This window comes from Streptomyces sp. NPDC007157, from assembly GCF_040634235.1.
Lineage (GTDB): Bacteria > Actinomycetota > Actinomycetes > Streptomycetales > Streptomycetaceae > Streptomyces.
This window is the reverse complement of the sequence record NZ_JBEYFE010000008.1, coordinates 77021-95746: the sequence shown is the minus strand read 5'-3', so window position 1 is coordinate 95746 and position 18726 is coordinate 77021. Positions and strand designations below refer to the sequence as shown.

General features: G+C 72.2%; 19 protein-coding genes. 14 read left to right on the top strand and 5 right to left on the bottom strand.

Annotation, left to right across the window (positions count from 1 at the left end):
* Positions 1 to 186 precede the first annotated feature (186 nt).
* On the top strand, positions 187 to 786 hold the full coding sequence (locus tag ABZ642_RS16945; protein WP_360483750.1) for a TetR family transcriptional regulator: 600 nt from the start codon (positions 187 to 189) through the stop codon (positions 784 to 786).
* 89 nt (positions 787 to 875) lie between these two features.
* Here the strand turns inward: ABZ642_RS16945 and ABZ642_RS16940 are convergent, their stop codons facing one another.
* From ABZ642_RS16940 to ABZ642_RS16930, 3 genes are all read right to left on the bottom strand, one after another.
* Complete coding sequence (locus tag ABZ642_RS16940) at positions 876 to 1142, bottom strand: hypothetical protein (RefSeq protein WP_360483747.1); 267 nt, start codon at positions 1140 to 1142, stop codon at positions 876 to 878.
* Positions 1143 to 1281: 139 nt separating this feature from the next.
* On the bottom strand, positions 1282 to 3372 hold the full coding sequence (gene malQ / locus ABZ642_RS16935) for a 4-alpha-glucanotransferase (protein ID WP_360483744.1): 2091 nt from the start codon (positions 3370 to 3372) through the stop codon (positions 1282 to 1284).
* Entirely contained in the window at positions 3373 to 3582 is a 210-nt protein-coding gene (locus ABZ642_RS16930) for a hypothetical protein (protein ID WP_360484391.1), read from the bottom strand.
* Positions 3583 to 3741: 159 nt separating this feature from the next.
* On the opposite strand from ABZ642_RS16930, the gene ABZ642_RS16925 reads away from it, so the two are divergent.
* Genes ABZ642_RS16925 through ABZ642_RS16905 form a run of 5 tightly spaced genes read left to right on the top strand, consistent with a single transcriptional unit; the run spans position 3742 to position 7922 of the window.
* Positions 3742 to 4323, top strand: coding sequence for an RNA polymerase sigma factor (locus ABZ642_RS16925; RefSeq protein ID WP_360484341.1), 582 nt, complete (start codon positions 3742 to 3744; stop codon positions 4321 to 4323).
* Positions 4320 to 5249 carry a zf-HC2 domain-containing protein gene (locus ABZ642_RS16920; protein WP_360483741.1) on the top strand — a complete coding sequence of 310 codons (930 nt, stop codon included), beginning with the start codon at positions 4320 to 4322 and terminating at the stop codon, positions 5247 to 5249. Before ABZ642_RS16925 ends, ABZ642_RS16920 begins: the two co-directional genes overlap by 4 nt.
* A gap of 8 nt (positions 5250 to 5257) precedes the next feature.
* Positions 5258 to 6010, top strand: coding sequence for an ABC transporter ATP-binding protein (locus ABZ642_RS16915; RefSeq protein ID WP_360484339.1), 753 nt, complete (start codon positions 5258 to 5260; stop codon positions 6008 to 6010).
* Complete coding sequence (locus tag ABZ642_RS16910; protein ID WP_360483738.1) at positions 6007 to 7311, top strand: hypothetical protein; 1305 nt, start codon at positions 6007 to 6009, stop codon at positions 7309 to 7311. Before ABZ642_RS16915 ends, ABZ642_RS16910 begins: the two co-directional genes overlap by 4 nt.
* On the top strand, positions 7308 to 7922 hold the full coding sequence (locus tag ABZ642_RS16905) for a hypothetical protein (RefSeq protein WP_360483735.1): 615 nt from the start codon (positions 7308 to 7310) through the stop codon (positions 7920 to 7922). The genes ABZ642_RS16910 and ABZ642_RS16905 overlap by 4 nt, the downstream gene beginning before the upstream one ends.
* 36 nt (positions 7923 to 7958) lie before the next feature.
* On the opposite strand, the gene ABZ642_RS16900 is transcribed toward ABZ642_RS16905, so the two are convergent.
* A complete protein-coding gene (locus ABZ642_RS16900; protein WP_089107458.1) occupies positions 7959 to 8495 on the bottom strand; it encodes an HNH endonuclease in 537 nt (178 codons plus the stop codon).
* Between the two features lie 350 nt (positions 8496 to 8845).
* Here ABZ642_RS16900 and ABZ642_RS16895 point away from each other — a divergent pair, with 350 nt between their 5' ends.
* The gene (locus ABZ642_RS16895) at positions 8846 to 9943 is read left to right on the top strand and encodes a mechanosensitive ion channel family protein (protein ID WP_360483732.1); all 1098 of its coding nucleotides are present in this window, start codon (positions 8846 to 8848) and stop codon (positions 9941 to 9943) included.
* Between the two features lie 37 nt (positions 9944 to 9980).
* Here ABZ642_RS16895 and ABZ642_RS16890 read toward each other — a convergent pair whose 3' ends face one another.
* Complete coding sequence (locus ABZ642_RS16890; protein ID WP_360483729.1) at positions 9981 to 10610, bottom strand: hypothetical protein; 630 nt, start codon at positions 10608 to 10610, stop codon at positions 9981 to 9983.
* Between the two features lie 251 nt (positions 10611 to 10861).
* Between ABZ642_RS16890 and ABZ642_RS16885 the strand changes: the two genes are divergently transcribed.
* The 7 genes from ABZ642_RS16885 (at position 10862) to ABZ642_RS16855 (ending at position 18693) form a co-directional block, all read left to right on the top strand.
* Positions 10862 to 11695 (top strand): hypothetical protein, encoded by an 834-nt coding sequence (locus tag ABZ642_RS16885; protein WP_360483726.1) that lies wholly within the window; start codon positions 10862 to 10864, stop codon positions 11693 to 11695.
* 281 nt (positions 11696 to 11976) lie between these two features.
* The gene (locus tag ABZ642_RS16880) at positions 11977 to 13188 is read left to right on the top strand and encodes an ROK family transcriptional regulator (RefSeq protein WP_360483723.1); all 1212 of its coding nucleotides are present in this window, start codon (positions 11977 to 11979) and stop codon (positions 13186 to 13188) included.
* A gap of 81 nt (positions 13189 to 13269) precedes the next feature.
* A complete protein-coding gene (locus ABZ642_RS16875) occupies positions 13270 to 14613 on the top strand; it encodes an ABC transporter substrate-binding protein (RefSeq protein ID WP_360483720.1) in 1344 nt (447 codons plus the stop codon).
* A gap of 2 nt (positions 14614 to 14615) precedes the next feature.
* Positions 14616 to 15557 (top strand): sugar ABC transporter permease, encoded by a 942-nt coding sequence (locus tag ABZ642_RS16870; RefSeq protein WP_360483717.1) that lies wholly within the window; start codon positions 14616 to 14618, stop codon positions 15555 to 15557.
* A 2-nt stretch (positions 15558 to 15559) separates the two neighbouring features.
* Positions 15560 to 16456: a carbohydrate ABC transporter permease gene (locus ABZ642_RS16865; RefSeq protein ID WP_360483714.1), complete on the top strand. Its 897-nt coding sequence runs from the start codon at positions 15560 to 15562 to the stop codon at positions 16454 to 16456.
* Positions 16457 to 16462: 6 nt separating this feature from the next.
* Entirely contained in the window at positions 16463 to 17731 is a 1269-nt protein-coding gene (locus ABZ642_RS16860; protein ID WP_360483711.1) for a 6-phospho-beta-glucosidase, read from the top strand.
* Positions 17722 to 18693: a BadF/BadG/BcrA/BcrD ATPase family protein gene (locus tag ABZ642_RS16855; protein ID WP_360483708.1), complete on the top strand. Its 972-nt coding sequence runs from the start codon at positions 17722 to 17724 to the stop codon at positions 18691 to 18693. The genes ABZ642_RS16860 and ABZ642_RS16855 overlap by 10 nt, the downstream gene beginning before the upstream one ends.
* The last annotated feature ends 33 nt before the right edge of the window (positions 18694 to 18726 follow it).

Sequence of the window (18726 nt, the reverse complement as noted above, 5' to 3'; positions counted from 1 at the left end):
CCAACGGCTGTTGGCCAACGCTTGTTGACAACGGTAGGACGGGGCGGTCGCGCGAGTCAACACTCGTTGGCCAACAGCCGTTGGCACACATCTGTTGGCCCACATCCGCCGACCCCACATATCTACTGGCCCACGCTTGTTGGCCCACACTTGTTGGCCCACGGATGTTGGCCTACGCTCGTTGACATGACCGGCACCCCCAGTAGAAACACCGAGCCCACGAACGGCTCGGCGACGCGCCGCTCCGACGCCAGCCGCTCCGCCATCCTGGCCGCGGCCCGCGAGCGCTTCGCCACCGACGGCTACGAGCGCGCCACCATCCGAGCCATCGCCAAAGACGCGCACATCGACCCGTCCATGGTCATGCGCTACTTCGGCAACAAGGACGGCCTGTTCGCGGCGGCCGTCGCGCTCGACCTGCGGATGCCCGACGTGTCCCAGGTGCCGCGCACCGAGGTCGGGCGGGCGCTGGTGGCCCACTTCCTGACCATCTGGGAGGCGAACGAGGAGCTCACCGCGGTGCTGCGGGTCGGCATCACCAACAAGGCGGGGGCCGAGCGGCTGCAGGGCATCTTCCGGGAGCAGGTGGTACCGGTGGCCCAGCGGGTGTGCCCCGACCCCGAGCAGGTGCAGACACGGGCGGGGCTGTGCGCCGCGCAGCTGATGGGGCTCGCCCTGACCCGTTACGTGCTGCGGCTGCCGCCGGTGGTGGCGCTGGCGCGGGAGGAGATCCTCGCGTGGCTGGGGCCGACCCTGCAGCGGTATCTGACCGCGCCGAGCCCCTGAGCGACGCACCGAGGGCGCCGGTCAGCTCCCGTACGCCCCGCCGCGGGACGTACGGAAGGCGACCGGCGCCCTCGGTGGAGAAGCGGAGGTCAGGCCTTCGCCTTGGCCTTCGTCGTGCCCGGCTTGGTGACCCGGATCTTGGACTTGTCCAGCACCATGACCAGGCCCGCGATGACCGCGAACAGCACGAGCGGGATCAGGACGTAGAGACCCAGCGTCTCGATGACGCTCAGGCCCTTGCCGGGGTCGTCGCCGTCGTCACGCGTGAGCGCGAGGGCAGGGGACGACAGGAGCAGCATCATCAGCGTCGTACCGGCAGCCAGGGCGCCGGCGCGCAGGGCGTTCTTCTTGTCCACGCTGCCCAAGTTAGCGGGCCGACTTGAGGGGCGCGCGTCCGGGGTACCTCTACGAGCCGCCGCACACCGCCGTGACCGCCCGGGGAGAGCCGCCGGATTCTGCCGGAGAGCCGCCGGCCGCCGAAAGGCGATACCGGTCTCACGCCCCGGACGGGCTGGAAACGGATACCGCGCGGCCGTCGTCCTCCGGGTCGGGCGGGTTGTCCGGCCGCAGTACCTCCAGGAGTGCCCGCACCCTCGCCGACGTCATCAGCTCCTCCAGGGTCACCGGGCGGCCCGTCGCGTCGGCGATCGGGAGGCGCCAGTTCGGGTACTGGTCCCAGGTGCCGGGGAGGTTCTGGGGACGGCGGTCGCCGACCGTGTCGGGGAGCCAGACGCCCACCATGCGGGCCGGGGTGCGGAGCAGGAAACGGTGGACGGCCCGGATCTCGGCCTCCTCGTCACCGGCGTCGGACACGGCCAGCAGACCCAGCCTGGTCAGCAGGGCCAGCCACTCCGCCGTGTCGGCCGCCGCGTCCGCCCGCTCCTCGGCCACCGGGCGGGTCAGCAGACCCAGCCGGTCGCGGAGTTCGACGTGCTCGCCGGTGAGGCGGGCGGCGGTGGGCGGCAGGTCGTGGGTGGTGGCGGTGGCGAGGCAGTCGGCGCGCCAGCTCTCCGGGGGGAGCGGGCGGCCGTCGCCGTCCCAGTCCCGTTCGAACCAGAGCACCGACGTGCCGAGCACCCCGTGCCGCTGGAGCGTCTCGCGCACCCCCGGCTCCACGGTCCCCAGGTCCTCCCCGATCACCACCGCGCCCGCCCGGGTCGCCTCCAGGGCCAGCAGGGCCAGCATCGCCTCGGCGTCGTAGCGGACGTAGGTGCCCTCGGTGGGCGGCCGGCCCTCCGGCACCCACCACAGCCGGAACAGGCCCATCACATGGTCGATGCGCAGGGCGCCGGCGTAGCGGAAGAGGGCGCGCAGCAGCTGGCGGTAGGGGGCGTGGCCGGAGGCGGCGAGGCGGTCGGGGCGCCAGGGCGGCAGGCCCCAGTCCTGACCGCGGGCGTTGAAGGCGTCGGGCGGGGCGCCGACGGACATCCCGGCGGCGAAGAACGCGCGCTGCGCCCAGGCGTCCGCGCCCTGGGGGTGCACGCCGACGGCGAGGTCGTGCACGATCCCGACCGGCATCCCGGCCTCGCGGGCGGTGTGCTGGGCGGCGGTGAGCTGGGTGTCGGTGAGCCAGGCGAGCCGGGAGTGGAAGGCGACCCGGTCGCGCAGCGCGGCGCGGGTTCGGGCGGTCTCCGCCGAGCGGGGGTCGCGCAGGTCCTCGGGCCACCGGTGCCAGTCGGAGCCGTGCAGCTCGGCGAGCGCGTACCAGGTGGCGTGGTCCTCCAGGGCCTGCCCCTGTTCGGCGCGGAAGGCGTCGTAGGCGGCCTGCCGGGCGGCGGTGAGCGGTGCGGCGGCCAGCGCCTCCAGTGCCTCCCGCTTCAGCTCCCAGACCGCGTCCCGGTCGATGTGGGCGTCCTGGTCGAGGACGGTGGCGCGCAGCCGTCCGGCGCGTTCGGCGAGCGCGGGGTCCGGGACGTACTCGGGGACGGACTCCAGCCGCAGGTGCACCGGGTCCGGGAAGCGGCGGGAGGAGGGGCGGTACGGGGAGGGGTCGGTCGGGGGTCCGGGCACGGCCGCGTGCAGCGGGTTGACCTGGACGAATCCGGCGCCGGCGGTGCGTCCGGCCCAGTCGGCCAGGTCGGCGAGGTCACCGAGGTCGCCCATGCCCCAGGAGCGGTGGGAGAGGAGCGAGTACAGCTGGACGAGGAGTCCGTACGAGCGGCCGGCGGGGGTGGGCAGCCGGTCGGGGGCGACGATCAGGTGGGCGCGGGCGGTGCGCCCGTCGGGCGCGGCGGCGGTCAGCAGGTGCACGCCGGTCGGCAGGTCCGTCACGTCGTCCCGGGTCTCCCCGTCCTCCGTCCGCACCTCGAGGCGGGTGCCGGCGGGCAGGCCGAGGGCGGGGTCGCCGGAGCCGGCCCAGTGGACGACCGTCGGCGGCAGCAGCCGTTCGGCGAGGTCCCGCTCCCGTTCGGCGAGGGCGGTGCGGACGGCTTCCGGGCCGCTCGCGTCGACGCCCAGCGCGGCCAGCGCGGCGGTCACGGCACCGGCCGAGGCCGCGACCGTACGGTCCGGGGACGGGCTGTAGGAGGTGGCGACGCCGTGCAGCTCGGCGAGCCGGCACAGCCCCCGGTCCAGGGCTTCGCTCATCTACAACCCCGGCTCACTGGTCAGCGGGGCCAGGTCGGCGAGCGGCGGTTCGCTGGTCAGGGGCTCGGCGTCGGGCAGCGGCGGCTCGCTGGTCAGCGGCGCCTCGGCGCAGACGGTCTCGGCGCTGAACACACACAGCAGGGAGTCCTCCTCGGTCTGCACCGGGGGTTTGAACTGGGCCGGGATCGGATGGTGAACCGTTGCGGCCACGGTGGCCTCCTTGTCCTTGACGTCGGGTACGGCGGCGGATGCCGCGTCCTGGCAGGCCTACCCCGTCGCGGCGGGCGCACTCCCCACGGCCGTCCCCGCACCGGGTGAACCGACCGCGTCCGGGTGATCGATAAAGAGGCTGTGAGACTGTTCCGCCCCATGGGGGGCCACCGGGAGAACGAGGAGACGGCCGGCGGGGATGCGGCGCTGCTGCGGGCCGTCGCGGCCGGCGACGGCTCGGCGCTGGCCGTCCTGTACGACCGGCACGCGGGCTGGCTGTACGCCCGCCTGACCCGGCGCTGCGCCGACCCCGAGGTGGTACGGGAGGTGCTCCAGGACACCTTCGTCACGGTGTGGCGGTCGGCGGCCGGGCATCGCGGGCAGGAGGCCGGCGGCTGGCTGTGGACGATCGCCGCCCGACGGCTGGTGGACGCCCGTCGGGTGCAGGAGCGGGCCGCACGGGTGGCGCCCCCGCCCGGCCCCGCCGTCACGCCCTCCGCGGAGGACCGGGTGCTCGCGGGCCTGGAGTACGGCGATGTCGGCACCGCCCTGGACCGGATCTCCCCCGAACTGCGCGAGGTGCTGCGGGCAACCGTTGTGGACGGCCTGTCCACCCGGGAGACCGCGCGGCTGCTCGGCATACCGGAGGGCACGGTCAAGTCCCGCGCGCTCCGGGCACGAGCCGAACTCCGCGCCGCCCTGGCCCAGTTGAATCCTTCACCGACGGGAGGCCCGGCATGACGACACCCTGGCACGCCTCCGAGGACCTCACCCTGCGGTACGCCGACGGCACGCTGGCGGAGGCGGACGCGTGGTCCCTGGAGAAGCACCTGGAAGCCTGCACCACCTGCGCGACCCGAGTATCAGCGGCGGTGGGAAACACAGCAGCGGGACCGGCACTGGCGGAGATACGGGACCTGGTACTGGCAGAGACAGGGGACTCGGCACCGGCGGCCCCCACGACGCGCCCCACGGGGGCGCGGGACTCCGAGGTGTGCGGCTCCCCCGCGTGGGCGCGACCAGCCCCCACCCAGCCGCACCGGTCCCCCCGCCTCCACCCCACCCTCTGGTCCCTGGGCCCCGCTCTGAAAGGCACCTGGCTCCTGGCCCTTCTCTCCGTAGTCGTCGGCGCCCTCCTCCTCGACCAAGCCGCGGGCTACTCCGCGACCCGCACCCTCCTCCTCACCATCGCCCCGGTCGTCCCCGTGGCGGGCGTCGCCCTCTCCTACGGCCCGCACGCCGACCCCCTGCACGAGATCACCGCGGCCACCCCCTCCGGCGGGCTGCGCCTCGCACTCACCCGCACCGCCGCCGTCCTCGCCGTGAGCCTTCCCGCGCTGACCGTCACCGGCGCCGCGCTGCCCGCCTCGGGCGCCCCCGCGGCCGCCGCCTGGCTGCTGCCGGGCCTCGCGCTGACCCTCGGCTCCCTGGCGCTCGCGTCCTGCGTCGGCTGCCGTACCGCGACCGCGGTGACCGGCGGCGGCTGGCTGGCCGCCGTCCTCGTCCCGGCCGTCGCCGCCCACGGCGGCCCGTTCACCGCACGGCTGGCCGGCCAGCTGTCCGCCCGCTTCGACGGCACCCAGGCCGGCTGGGCCGCGGCCGCCGTCGCGTGCGCCGCGCTCCTGGCCGTCCGCCGAGGCGCCTACGACCACCTGGAGAACCGTTGAGCATACGAGTGACCGGCCTGTGCGTCCGGCACCGCAGGACCGTCGCCCTGGACTCGGTCGACCTCGCGCTCGGCACGGGTGTGCACGGGCTGCTGGGCCCGAACGGCGCCGGGAAGACCTCCCTGATCAGGGTGCTGGCCACGGTCGCCCGGCCGGCCGCGGGCCGGGTGGAGCTGCTCGGCCGGGACACCGCCGGGCATCGCGCCCTCGGCGAGGTCCGCGCCCGGCTGGGCTATCTGCCGCAGGAGTTCGGCTACTACCCGGGATTCACCGTGCGGGAGTTCGTGGCGTACGTGGCCTGGCTGAAGGAGATGCCGGCCGCCGAGGTCCCGGCGGCCGTGGAACGGGCGGTGGCCCGGGTCGGGCTCGCCGACCGGGCCGACGCGAAGATCCGGACGCTGTCGGGGGGCATGGTCCGCCGGGTCGGCATCGCGCAGGCCGTCGTCAACGAACCGGAGGTCCTGCTGCTCGACGAGCCGACCGCCGGACTGGATCCCGAACAGCGCGTGGAGTTCCGGGAGCTGCTGCGCGAGCTGGGCGCCTCGGCGACCGTGGTCGTCTCCACCCACCTGGTGGAGGACGTGGCCGCGGCCTGCACGGAGGTCACCCTGCTGGACGCGGGCCGGGTCGCCTACCGGGGCACGCCCGAAGCGCTGGCCGCTCTGGGCGAGGTGTCCGACGGCCCCGGCGACCATCCGATCGAGCGCGGCTACACGACGGCGCTGCGCACCCACCGCACCACCCAGGAGGCATCGCGATGAGCGTCGTGACGGCGGCGAAGGCCCCGCTGCTCGCGGAGGTGCGCCGGGGCTTCGCCCCCTGGGCCGGGCTGACCGTGCTGCTGACGCTGGGCGTGACGCTCGCCGCGTCCGCCGACAGGTGGCAGGGCGGCTGGGCGGAGACGGCCGCACAGCTGCACAACGCCGTGCTGATCACGGTTCCGGCGGCCGCGGCGGCGGGCTGCTGGCAGGGCGGGCGGGAACGGCGGCGGCATACGCGGGAGCTGTGGGGGACGGTGGTACGGCCGCCGCTGGCCCGGTTCCTGGTGTCGGCGCTGCCGACAGCGCTCTGGGTGGCCGCCGGGTATGCGGGCGCGGTGGGTCTGGCGCTGCTCGCGACCTGGCCGTACGCCTTGGGGGACGGCCCGCGGCCGGCCCTGGTGCCCACCGACGCGTTCGTGTCGGGGGCCGCGGTGCTGGTCGGTCATGCGGTGGGGCGGCTGGTGCCCTCGCGGCTCGCGGCTCCGCTGCTGGCGGCGGCCGGGTATGTCGGGCTGGGGGTGACGGCGGCGGCGCACGAGGGGTCCGGGCGGTATCTGAACCCCGCGTTCTCGATCATGGACACCCGGGTGCCGGTGTGGTGGCAGCCGACGGCGATGGCGGTCTGGACCGGGGGCCTGGCGGGGGCGGCCGTGCTGGCGTACGCGGCCCGGCGCCGGTGGACCGCGCTGCTGCCGCTGACCGCCGCGGCGGCCGCCGCCGTGCTGCTCACGCAGGCCGGGGACGGACTGTGGCGCACCGACCCGCTCGTCCACCGGCAGGTGTGCGACACCTCCGTCACCCCGGCGGTGTGCGTGAACGCCCGGTACGCGGGTGCGTTGCCGCGGCTCACCGAGGCGCTGTCGGGTGTCACGGGAAAGCTGAAGGGCGTCCGGAACCTGCCGGTGCGCTGGGCGGACCGGGACGGCGGGCCGCGTGAGGACGAGGCGCAACTGCCGTCGCTGACGCCGCTCGGCTGGTCGTTCGTGCGGGGGCGGCTGACCGATCCCGGGATGTTCGCGTGGCAGGCGGTGGGGGCGCTGGAGCTGCGCGGCGACTGCCCGGACGACGCGGTTTCCACGGCCGACGAGGCTGTCGAGAACTACCTCTCGCCGCAGCCCGCGCAGGAGGACTTCGACCGCCTGGACGCCCATGGGGACGCGCGGGCCCGGGCCGCGCTGGCCGAGCGCCGCGCCGCCCGGGCCCGGCTGGCCGCGATGGGCGGTGCGGAACGCCGGACCTGGCTGTCGGCGTACTTCGCGGCCCGGGCCGCGTGCGATGCGAAGGGGGTGCCGGCCCTGTGACCTCCGTCCGGAAGCCGCTCGTGCTCTACGCCCGCTCCCGCACCGTCCCCGCCACCCTCGCCGCGCTCGTCGCCACGGCCGCCTTCGCCGTCTGGGCGGCGGCCCGCCTGGACGGTTTCCTGGACCCCGACCGCCGGGTGCCGGTGGTCGCGCTGGCCCCGCTGCTGGCGGCCGCGGTGATCGGGGTGAGCCTGTACTCGCCCTCCGACGAACTGGACCGTACGGCGGTACGGCCGTGGTGGCCGCGCCGGCTGGCCCAGCTGGCCGGGCTCGCCGCGCTGGCGGCCGTGCTGCTGCCGCTGGCGGTGCTGGGGCATCCGGAGACCTTCGGGCCGCCGGCCGTCGTACGCAACACGCTGGGCTGTACGGGAGTGACGGCCGCGGCGGCGGTGCTGCTCGGCGCCCGGCTGAGCTGGCTGCCGGCCTTCGGTTACGTCAGTGCCGTGTACCTGGGCTCGGCGGGGGCGCGCGGAAGCGCGGCGACGGTGTGGGCGTGGCCCGTGCAACCGGGCGCGCAACCGGGCGCCTGGGCGGCGGCGCTGGGGGCGTTCGCGGTGGGCGGCGCGCTGTATGTCGTACGCGGTGCGCGTGCCGAGGGACCCCGTGGCTGAGGCGGACAGCCACGGGGTATGCGAAAGCCCGGATCGTCAGGCGGAGATGCCGTCGATCCGGGCCAGGGCGTCGTCCGCGCCGTACGGTTGCAAGTACGGCAGCCAGCGCGGGTCCCTGTGGCCGGTCCCGATGATGCGCCAGGCCAGGCCGGTGGGTGGGGCTGGTTTGTGCCGCAGCCGCCAGCCGATCTCGAAGAGATGGCGGTCGGCCTTGACATGGTTGCAACGGCGGCACGACGCCACCACGTTGTCCCAGACGTGTTGACCCCCGCGACTGCGCGGGATGACGTGGTCGACGCTGGTTGCGACGCCACCGCAGTACATGCACCGGCCCCCGTCGCGCGCGAAGAGCGCCCTGCGGGTGAGAGGAACGGGCCCCCGGTAGGGAACCCGTACGAATCGCTTGAGCCGGACCACGCTGGGTGCGGAGACTGTGACGGTTGCGCTGTGCATATAGGCGCCGGATTCCTCCAAGGCGACTGCCTTGTTCTCCAGGACGAGGACGAGCGCGCGGCGGAGCGGTACGACGCCGAGCGGCTCGTACGACGCGTTGAGGACCAGGACATGCGGCACGGGGGCCTCCTTGGGCGTCGGCGGCGCGTGGCTCGCGCCGGGACGATCTGTGGCCAGTCTCCCCTCTTGCCTGGTGGACGCGCCACCATGTCCGCGTAACGGCCTGGGAGTGTTTTCGACCACAGGGCATTCATCCCCCGGATACCCCCCTTTTCAAGCGGGCCTGTTCAACCGGGAGGCCCGCGAAGTGAGCACGGTCTCTCCTTACTCGTACTGGTCGGGCGCACACGCGATGCCCCGTTAGTGTGGTGATCCTGCCCGTCCGGTGACCTTTTCGTGACCTTGAACGCCGTACGTGACCGTGAACGCCGTGCCGGAGGGCAGTACCGCACCGCCTGGAGGTACCCGCCGTGTCCTTGCCCGCCGTCCTACTGGCCGCCGGTCCGTCGCCGTCGCCGACCCCCTCGGGGTCGGCCACCCCGGCGGTGCCCACGCTCCAGGACGCCCAGGAGAGCGCCACGAACGCCGCGAGCTGGGTCGAGCAGAACTGGTCGACCTGGCTGGCGATAGGTCTGAAGGTGCTGCTGATCCTGGTGATCGCGGTGGTCCTCAGAAGGGTCGTGCTGCGGGCGATAACCAAGCTCATCGACCGCATGAACCGGACCGTCGAGTCGGCGGAGGGCACCACTCTCGGCGGACTGCTGGTCAACGCCGAGCGGCGGCGGCAGCGCTCGCAGGCGATCGGGTCCGTGCTGCGGTCGGTGGCGAGCTTCGTGATCCTGGGCACGGCCGCGCTGACGGTGCTGTCTGCCTTCCAGATCAACCTGGCGCCGCTGCTGGCGTCGGCCGGTGTGGCCGGTGTCGCGATCGGTTTCGGCGCCCGCAACCTGGTCACGGACTTCCTGTCCGGCGTGTTCATGATCCTGGAGGACCAGTACGGCGTCGGCGACTCGATCGACGCGGGGGTCGCCTCCGGCGAGGTGGTCGAGGTCGGACTGCGGGTGACCAAGCTGCGCGGCGACAGCGGTGAGATCTGGTACGTCCGCAACGGCGAGATCAAGCGCATCGGCAATCTCTCGCAGGGCTGGGCCACGGCGGGCGTGGACGTCATCGTCCGGCCCAGCGAGGACCTGGACGCGGTCCGGGCCACCCTGGACGAGGTCGCCGAGAAGATGGCCAAGGAGGAGCCCTGGAACGAGTTGCTGTGGGGCCCGATCCAGATCCTCGGCCTGGACTCCGTCCTCATCGACTCGATGGTGGTCCGCCTCTCCGCCAAGACCATGCCGGGCAAGGCGCTGACCGTGGAGCGCGAGCTGCGCTGGCGGATCAAGCGGGCCTTCGACGAGGCGGACATCCGGATGGTCGGCGGCGCCCCCACCGCGCTCTCGGAGGACGAGGCCCCGGACCCGACGGCGACCGTGGCGGCACCGTCGGCGTTCGCCAACGCGGACTCCCCGCAGGTGGCGGCGACGACCCCGATCGCCGCGCAGCGGCCGGCGGCCAAGTAGCCGGCACGCGGTCGGCGCCCGGCCGGCAGGGAGCCGGCTAAGCGGTACCGCCGCCGCAGGCCAGCCGGTAGGCCTCCTTGACCCATGCCTCGTCGCCGGGGTCGACGCCGCAGGCCAGGGCGGCCCCGTGGTCGACCACCCAGGTGGACACGCTGCCGTAGACGTCACGGCCGGGGCAGGCGACGGTGAAGCTGCCCTCGACGACCGTCACGCCCTCGGCCTCGACAAAGCGCGCGCCGCGCCCCAGCGGCTTCATCCGGACCGCATGGCGTTCACGGTCGGCCGAGTCCTCCCCGGGCGCCGCGAACTCCCCGGCCTCCCACAGCTCGAGGTGGCGGGCGAGCGCGGCCAGGACGCGGTGCGCGGAGAGGCTCCCGTCGCTGGTGTCGACCCGGGGCACGATGTTCCGTACGAGCCGGGTGTGGAAGGTGAGCCATCCCCGGTCGCCGTCGACCGCCTTCACCACCGGGGAGACCTCGGTGAGCCGGACCTCCCGCGTCACACCGGTCCACCGGAAGGTCCCGCCCGGGCAGGAGGGGGCGGTGGCGGACGCCTTGGCCGAGGGCTCGGGATCCGTCGTCGCCGTCGTCGCCGTCGTCGTACAGCCCGCCGCCAGGACGAGGGCGACCGGCAGCAGCGCTACGAACAACCGTCTTCGAGGGGTCATATTCAGTCGCCGTCCTCCTGGCCGGTGTCGGGATCCAAGAGCAGGAAGCCGTGTGAAAGGCCTGCTTGACCAGGGGCGACGAAGATCGTGACGGAGTCGTGATCACGGAGCGGGGTCCGGCCGGATTCAGATGTTCTTCACAGGTCCCCCGCATACTCCGCGCGTCACGCGGTGATCTAGGGTCACTCCACCACGGGTCCTTGTTCTGGAGCGCGAAGTCGCCCGGGGACCCGTTGCGAATGTGGGGACACATGAGAAAGCTCGCCATAGGCGCCGCCCTGTCCGGCGCCCTGGCCCTGGCCGGTCTGGCGGCGCCCGTCGCCTCCGCGGCCACGAGTACGCCCGACCTGAAGTTCACCGACATCAAGGTGAACAACGGCAAGGCGATCGTGGTCGGCACCACCAAGACGGTGAACGTGCCGGTCACGTACACCCTGACCCGACCCGTGGACGTGAACGTGGACGGCGACTCGTCGTTCGCCGGCGTGATCCTCTACCGCGGCACCCTGAAGTCGGTGGGCAACATCGTCGGCCCCGACGACCTGCCCACCTGCACGACGACGGCGACGACGGACACGACCGTCACCGCGACCTGCTCCGAGAAGATCGTCATCGCCCCGGAGGAGGGCCTGTTCGAGGCCGCCGACGCCACCACCTGGAAGGCCGGCGGCTTCTACAGCTACGTCGACGGCACCGTCTCGGACGACTTCCTCAGCACCAACTCGGGCACCGCGATCTGGGGCAACCTCGGCACGGCCAAGGTGCAGCGCGCGGCCAAGCTGACCGCCGACGCCTCCCCGGAGCCGGTGGCCAAGGGCAAGACGATCACCGTCAAGGGCAAGCTGACCCGGGCCGACTGGGAGGCCGTCGCGTACAAGGGCTACCAGGGGCAGAAGGCCGTCCTGCAGTTCCGTGCCGAGGGCACCAAGACGTACTCGAACGTCAAGGGCATCACCTCCGGCACCGGCGGCGCCCTGTCCACCACGGTGAAGGCGTCGAAGAGCGGCTACTACCGCTATGTCTTCGCGGGTACGACGACCACCGCGGCGGCGACGGCCACGGGCGACTTCATCAAGGTCAAGTAGCACCCGCGGTCGCCTCACCACAGGGCCCGTCCGGTCTTCCGGGCGGGCCCTTCGGCTGTCCGGGCGCAGGTAACGAGTGGGTTGCCGCGTCGGCGGGCTATTGACGCTCTCCTTCCGGCGGCCTTACGTTTTCCAGCCAACAGGAAACTTTCCTAACAGTGATCACCGGGCGAGCGTTCCGGGTGCGTGATCCGGTGCGTGATCCCGACGCGTCACCCGGGTGGACCGATCACCCGGGTCACTGGGAAACTGAGCGGCTGGAAAGGCAGGTGTCGAACCGCATGGCAGGAACCGCCGGTACGCCGGGCACCCCGCGTGTACTCCGCGCCATGAACGACCGCGCCGCACTGGACCTGCTGCTGGAGCACGGCCCGCTGTCGCGGACCCGGATCGGCAAGCTCACCGGCCTCTCCAAGCCGACCGCCTCCCAGCTGCTGGCCCGCCTGGAGGCGGCCGGGCTGGTGCTGGCGACCGGCACGAGCGAGGGCCGGCCGGGTCCCAACGCCCAGCTGTACTCGGTGAATCCGGGCGCCGCCTACGCCGCCGGCCTCGACGTCAATCCGGCCCGGATCAGGGCCGCCGTCGCCGACGTGACCGGTCGTACCGTCGGCGAGTTCGAACTGCCCACCCCGGGGCGGCGGTCCGGCCAGTCCGTCGTACGGCAGGTCACCGACGCCCTCGACGGTGCCGTGAAGGCGGCCGGGCTGGCCCGGGACGACGTCCGCCGGCTGGTCATCGGCACGCCCGGCGCCTTCGACCCCAACACCGGCCGGCTGCGCTACGCCTCGCACCTGCCCGGCTGGCACACCCCCGCGCTGCTCGACGACCTCGCCGCCGCGCTGCCGATGCCCGTCGAGTACGAGAACGACGTCAACCTGGTCGCCATCGCCGAACAGCGGCTCGGCGCGGCCCGCGGCCACGGCGACTTCGTGCTGCTGTGGAACGAGGAGGGCCTCGGCGCCGCCCTGGTCCTCGGCGGCCGGCTGCACCGCGGCTGGACCGGCGGCGCCGGCGAGGTCGGCTTCCTGCCGGTGCCGGGCACCCCGCTGGTCCGCCAGGTCATCAAGGCCAACAGCGGCGGCTACCAGGAACTCGCCGGTGCGCAGTCGCTGCCCAGGCTGGCCGGCGCGCTCGGCATCGGGGACCTGCCGACCGGGTCGCACTCCGAGGTGGCCGCCGCGCTCGTCGCCCGCGCCGCCGATCACGGCAGCGGCCCGCACCACGAACTCCTGCGGACCTACGCGACCCGCCTCGCCACCGGTCTCGCCTCCCTCGTCTCCGTCCTCGACCCCGAACTGGTCGTCCTCAGCGGCACCGTCCTGACCTCCGGCGGCGAAGTGCTGCGCGCCCTGGTCCAGGCCGAGTTGGAGGAGCTGGCGGCCGCCCGGCCGCGGCTCGTCGTCGGCGACGTCCAGGAACATCCCGTGCTGCGCGGCGCACTGGAGAGTGCGCTCGCGACCACCCGCGACGAGGTCTTCGACACCTCGCGCTGACCCGTACCAGCCCCGCACCAGCCCCTTTCAGCCCCCCGCACCGGCCCCTTCCCTCACCGCCCGCCCTTGGGAGTCCTTGCCATGCCCATACCCTCCGCTGCCCGAAAGACGGCTTTTGCCCTGACCGCCCTGACCGGTTCGCTCGCCCTGCTCACCGCCTGTACCGGCCAGTCCTCCTCCGGCGCCACCGACGACGCCTCCGCGAAGACCACCATCAACTTCTGGCACGCCTGGAGCGCGCCGAGCGAGGTCAAGGCCGTCAACGCGCTGATCACCGGCTTCGAGAAGGCGCACCCCAACATCCACGTCAACGTCGTCGGCAACATGACCGACGACAAGATGAACCAGGCGCTGCGCACCGGCGGCGACAAGGCCCCGGACGTCATCTCGTCCTTCACCACCAACAGCGTGGGCAAGTTCTGCGACTCGGGTGCGCTGGTCGACCTCAACCCCTTCTTCAAGAAGTCGGGCGTCGACCCGCAGACGACGTTCCCGAAGGCGATGAACGAGTACACCCAGTTCGACGGCAACCGCTGCTCGGTGCCGCTGCTCGGGGACGCGTACGGGCTCTACTACAACAAGACGGCGTTCAAGAAGGCCGGCATCACCGCTCCGCCGAAGACCTGGTCCGAATTCGAGGCCGACGCCAAGAAGCTGACGATCACCCAGGGCGACAGCTACAAGCAGCTCGGTTTCATGCCGGACTACCACGGCTGGGAGACCACGACCGAGCACTACCTCGGGCAGTTCTCGCCGACGTACTTCGACGGCCAGGGCAAGTCGAACGTCGCCAAGGACCCGGCCTTCGAGAAGTCCTTCACGCTCCAGAAGCACCTCGTCGACACGCTCGGCGGCTACAAGAAGCTGGAGACGTTCCGGGCCACGCTCGGCGACGAGTGGGGCCCCAAGCACCCCTTCCAGACCGGCCAGGTGGCCATGCAGCTCGACGGTGAGTGGCGGCTCGGCATGGCCCTGGACGCCAAGCCGAAGTTCGACATAGGCGTCGCCCCGATGCCGGTCCCCGACGACCAGGCCGCCCAGTACGGCAAGGGCTACATCACCGGCACCATCGCCGGCATCGCCGCCACCAGCAAGAAGCAGAACGCGGCCTGGGAGTTCGTGAAGTACATCAGCACCGACACGGACGCGGTGGTGAACTTCTCCAACGCCATCCACAACGTGCCGTCCACGCTGGCCGCCCTGAAGTCGCCCAAGCTGAAGTACGACCCGCGGTTCAAGACGTTCCTGGACATCGCCGCGAACCCGGACTCCACGACGGCACCCGCCTCCGTCAACGGCGGTGTGTACCTGGTGACGGTCCAGCAGCTCGGCTACGACTACGAGAGCGGCAAGGTCACCGACCTGAAGGCGGGCCTGAAGCAGGCCGCCGCACAGATCGACACGGACATCGCGCAGGCGAAGTAGCGATGAGCACGATCACACTGGCCTCGAAGCGCCGCCGTTCGGCGCTTCGGACTCTCGCCTTCATGTCGCCCTGGCTGATCGGCTTCGCGGTCTTCTTCGTGTATCCGCTGATCTCGACGGTCTACTTCTCGTTCATGCACTACGACGGTTTCAAGCCGCCGACGTGGAGCGGCACGAAGAACTGGACGTACGTCTTCGAGCACTATCCCTACTTCTGGCCCGCGATGCGCAACACCCTGTGGCTCGTGGTCGTGATGGTCTCGCTCCGGGTCGTCTTCGGCCTCGGCATCGGCATGCTCATCACGAAGATCAAGACGGGTACGGGCGTCTTCCGCACCCTCTTCTATCTGCCCTACCTGGCCCCGCCGGTCGCGGCCACCATGGCCTTCGCCTTTCTCCTCAACCCCGGTACGGGCCCGGTCAACTCGATCCTGGAGAAGATCGGCATCCCGGCCCCGGGCTGGTTCAACGACCCCACCTGGTCCAAGCCGGCGCTGACCCTGCTGGCGCTGTGGGGCATCGGCGACCTGATGGTCATCTTCATGGCCGCGCTGCTCGACGTGCCGGCGGAGCAGTACGAGGCGGCGGAGCTGGACGGCGCGTCGGCGTGGCAGCGCTTCCGGTACGTGACGCTGCCGAACATCTCGCCGATCGTGATGTTCGCGGTCGTCACGGGTGTCATCCAGACGATGCAGTACTACACCCAGCCGCTCATCGCCGGGAAGGTCGCCTCGGGCGTCATCCAGGGCGCGGGCACCCAGTTCGAGCCCGGGTATCCGGAGAAGTCGACGCTCACCCTGCCCCAGCTCGTCTACAACCTCGGTTTCCAGCGCTTCGACTACGGCTCCGCGTGTGTCGTCGCCCTCGTCCTCTTCGTCCTGTCCATGGTGTTCACGTCGTTCCTGATGCGGCGCCGGGGCGGTCTCATCCAGGCAGGTGACTGAACATGGCCCAGGTACTGGACCGGCCGGTGGACGTGACCCCGCAGCCGATGACGTCGGCCGAACGCACCGCCCGCCGCAAGGCGTTGCTGAACTGGGTGGCGGTCCACTCCCTCGGTATCGCCGCCGCCCTGTTCTTCACCCTCCCCTTCGTGTTCGTCTTCCTGACCTCGCTGATGAGCGACAGCCAGGCGCTCAGCCGGGACCTGATCCCGCACACCTGGGAGTGGGGCAACTACCGGAAGGTCTTCGACACCCCCGGCTTCCTGACCTGGTGGAAGAACACGCTGTTCTACGCCGGTCTGGGCACCGTCCTGACGGTCGTCTCCTCGTTGCCGGTGGCGTACGCGCTCGCGAAGTTCCGCTTCCGGGGCCGCAATCTCTCGCTCATGCTGGTGATCTCGATGATGATGCTGCCACCGCAGGTGATCATCATCCCGATGTACCTGTTCTGGGCGAAGCAGCTCGGCCTCTCCGGCACCCTGTGGCCGCTGATCGTGCCGATGGCGTTCGGTGACGCGTTCTCCATCTTCCTGCTGCGCCAGTTCCTGACGACGATCCCGAACGAGTACCTGGACGCGGCGAAGGTGGACGGCTGCGGGGACCTGCGGACCCTGCTGCGGGTGGTGATCCCGATGGCGAAACCGGGCATCGCCGCCGTCGCGCTCTTCCAGTTCTTCTACGCCTGGAACGACTACTTCGGCCCCCAGATCTACGCCTCGGAGAACCCGGGCGCCTGGACGCTGTCCTACGGCCTGGAGTCGTTCAAGGGCATGCACCACACCGACTGGAATCTCACCATGGCCGCGACCGTACTGGTCATGGCCCCCGTGATCCTCGTGTTCTTCTTCGCCCAGAAGGCGTTCGTCGAGGGCGTCACGCTCACCGGAGTGAAGGGTTAACCACGTATGAAACTCACCGTGGTCGGCGGAGGCTCGACCTACACCCCCGAACTCATCGACGGCTTCGCGCGGCTCAGGGACACCCTGCCCATCGAGGAACTGGTCCTGGTGGACCCGGCCGCCGAACGCCTGGAACTGGTGGGCGGACTGGCCCGCCGGATCTTCGCCAAGCAGGGCCACAGCGGCCGTATCGTCACCACCTCCGACCTGGACGCGGGTGTGGCGGGCGCCGACGCGGTGCTGCTCCAGCTGCGCGTCGGCGGCCAGGCGGCCCGGCAGCAGGACGAGACCTGGCCGCTGGAGTGCGGTTGCATCGGCCAGGAGACGACCGGCGCCGGCGGGCTCGCCAAGGCCCTGCGGACCGTCCCCGTGGTCCTGGACATCGCCGAACGCGTCCGCCGGGCCAACCCGAACGCCTGGATCATCGACTTCACCAACCCGGTGGGGATCGTCACCCGCGCCCTGCTGCAGGCCGGGCACCGGGCGGTCGGACTGTGCAACGTGGCGATCGGCTTCCAGCGGAAGTTCGCGAACCTGCTCGGTGTCACACCCTCCGAGGTCCACCTGGACCACCTCGGCCTCAACCACCTCACCTGGGAGACGGCGGTCCGCCTCGGCGGCCCCGAGGGCGAGAACGTGCTGCCCAAGCTGCTCGAGGAACACGGCGACACCATCGCCGCCGACCTGAAGCTGCCGACGGCCCTCCTCGACCGCCTGGGCGGCGTGATCCCCTCCTACTACCTGCGCTACTACTACGCGCACGACGAGGTCGTACGGGAGCTGCGCACCAAACCGTCCCGCGCCTCCGAAGTGGCCGCGATGGAAAAGCAGTTGCTGGAGATGTACGGCGACCCGGCGCTCGACGAGAAGCCGGAGCTGCTCGCCCGGCGGGGCGGCGCGTACTACTCGGAGGCGGCCGTGGACCTGGCGGCCGCGCTGCTGGGCGGCGCCGGCAACCCCTACCAGGTGGTGAACACCTACAACGGCGGCACGCTCCCCTTCCTCCCCGACGACGCGGTGATCGAGGTGCAGGCGGCGGTCGGCAGGGGCGGACCCGTGCCCCTGTCCGTCCCGGACGTCGACCCGCTCTTCGCCGGCCTGGTGGCGAACGTGACTGCGTACGAGGAACTGGCCCTGGAGGCGGCGCTGCGCGGCGGCCGCGACCGCGTCTACAAGGCCCTTCTCTCGCACCCCCTCGTCGGCCAGTACGAGTACGCCGAAGCCCTGACCGACCGACTGATCGCGCACAACCGGGAGCACCTCGCGTGGGCCTGACCGCAAGTGTCCTCGCCATCGACGCGGGCAACAGCAAGACCGACGTCGCGGTGGTGGCGGCGGACGGAGAGGTCCTCGCCACGGCCCGCGGCGGCGGCTTCCGGCCGCCTGTGGTGGGCGTGGAGCAGGCCGTGGACGAGGTGGCGGAGGCGGTCGCCGAGGCGTACGCCGCCGCCGGCGTCACCTCGGTCGCCCATGTCTCCGCCTGCCTCGCCAACGCCGATCTGCCGGTGGAGGAGGAGCAGTTGGCCGCGGCGCTGGCCGCCCGCGACTGGGGCGGTTCGGTGACCGTCCGCAACGACACCTTCGCGATCCTGCGGGCGGGCGTGGCCGAGCCCCGGGGCGTGGCCGTGGTGTGCGGGGCGGGCATCAACTGCGTCGGCATGCGCCCCGACGGCCGCACCGCCCGCTTCCCCGCGATAGGGCGCATCTCCGGTGACTGGGGCGGCGGTTGGGGACTGGCCGAGGAGGCCCTGTGGCACGCGGCGCGGGCGGAGGACGGGCGCGGCGAGCCGACCGCCCTGGTCCGCACCCTCCCGGCGCACTTCGGGCTGACGTCCATGTACGCGCTGATCGAGGCGCTGCACCTGGAGCACGTCGAGTACGGCCGCCGGCACGAGCTGACGCCGGTGCTGTTCGCGACGGCGGCCGACGGCGACCAGATCGCCCGCTCGGTGGTGGACCGGCTGGCGCAGGAGGTCGCCACGATGGCCACGGTCGCCCTGACCCGCCTCGACCTGCTGGACGAGGAGACGCCGGTGCTGCTCGGCGGCGGCGTGCTGACGGGCGGTCACCCGCAACTGGACGACGGCGTACGGGAACTGCTGGCGGCGCGGGCCCCCAAGGCGGTACCGAGAGTGGTGACGGCGCGGCCGGTGCTGGGGGCGGCGCTGCTGGGGCTGGACGCGGCGGGGGCGGGCGCGTCTGTGCAGGAGAGGGTGCGGGCGTACTTCGAGGGTTGACGGTGGACTGGGGCGGGGGGTGGGGTCGCTGAC

Excerpts from the sequence above, each read along its gene's own strand:
- ABZ642_RS16945 (WP_360483750.1), top strand. The coding sequence starts at position 187 with ATGACCGGCACCCCCAGTAGAAACACCGAGCCCACGAACGGCTCGGCG.
- malQ (WP_360483744.1), bottom strand. The coding sequence starts at position 3,372 with ATGAGCGAAGCCCTGGACCGGGGGCTGTGCCGGCTCGCCGAGCTGCAC.
- ABZ642_RS16925 (WP_360484341.1), top strand. The coding sequence starts at position 3,742 with ATGGGGGGCCACCGGGAGAACGAGGAGACGGCCGGCGGGGATGCGGCG.
- ABZ642_RS16920 (WP_360483741.1), top strand. The coding sequence starts at position 4,320 with ATGACGACACCCTGGCACGCCTCCGAGGACCTCACCCTGCGGTACGCC.
- ABZ642_RS16910 (WP_360483738.1), top strand. The coding sequence starts at position 6,007 with ATGAGCGTCGTGACGGCGGCGAAGGCCCCGCTGCTCGCGGAGGTGCGC.
- ABZ642_RS16890 (WP_360483729.1), bottom strand. The coding sequence starts at position 10,610 with ATGACCCCTCGAAGACGGTTGTTCGTAGCGCTGCTGCCGGTCGCCCTC.
- ABZ642_RS16885 (WP_360483726.1), top strand. The coding sequence starts at position 10,862 with ATGAGAAAGCTCGCCATAGGCGCCGCCCTGTCCGGCGCCCTGGCCCTG.
- ABZ642_RS16880 (WP_360483723.1), top strand. The coding sequence starts at position 11,977 with ATGGCAGGAACCGCCGGTACGCCGGGCACCCCGCGTGTACTCCGCGCC.
- ABZ642_RS16875 (WP_360483720.1), top strand. The coding sequence starts at position 13,270 with ATGCCCATACCCTCCGCTGCCCGAAAGACGGCTTTTGCCCTGACCGCC.
- ABZ642_RS16870 (WP_360483717.1), top strand. The coding sequence starts at position 14,616 with ATGAGCACGATCACACTGGCCTCGAAGCGCCGCCGTTCGGCGCTTCGG.
- ABZ642_RS16865 (WP_360483714.1), top strand. The coding sequence starts at position 15,560 with ATGGCCCAGGTACTGGACCGGCCGGTGGACGTGACCCCGCAGCCGATG.
- ABZ642_RS16860 (WP_360483711.1), top strand. The coding sequence starts at position 16,463 with ATGAAACTCACCGTGGTCGGCGGAGGCTCGACCTACACCCCCGAACTC.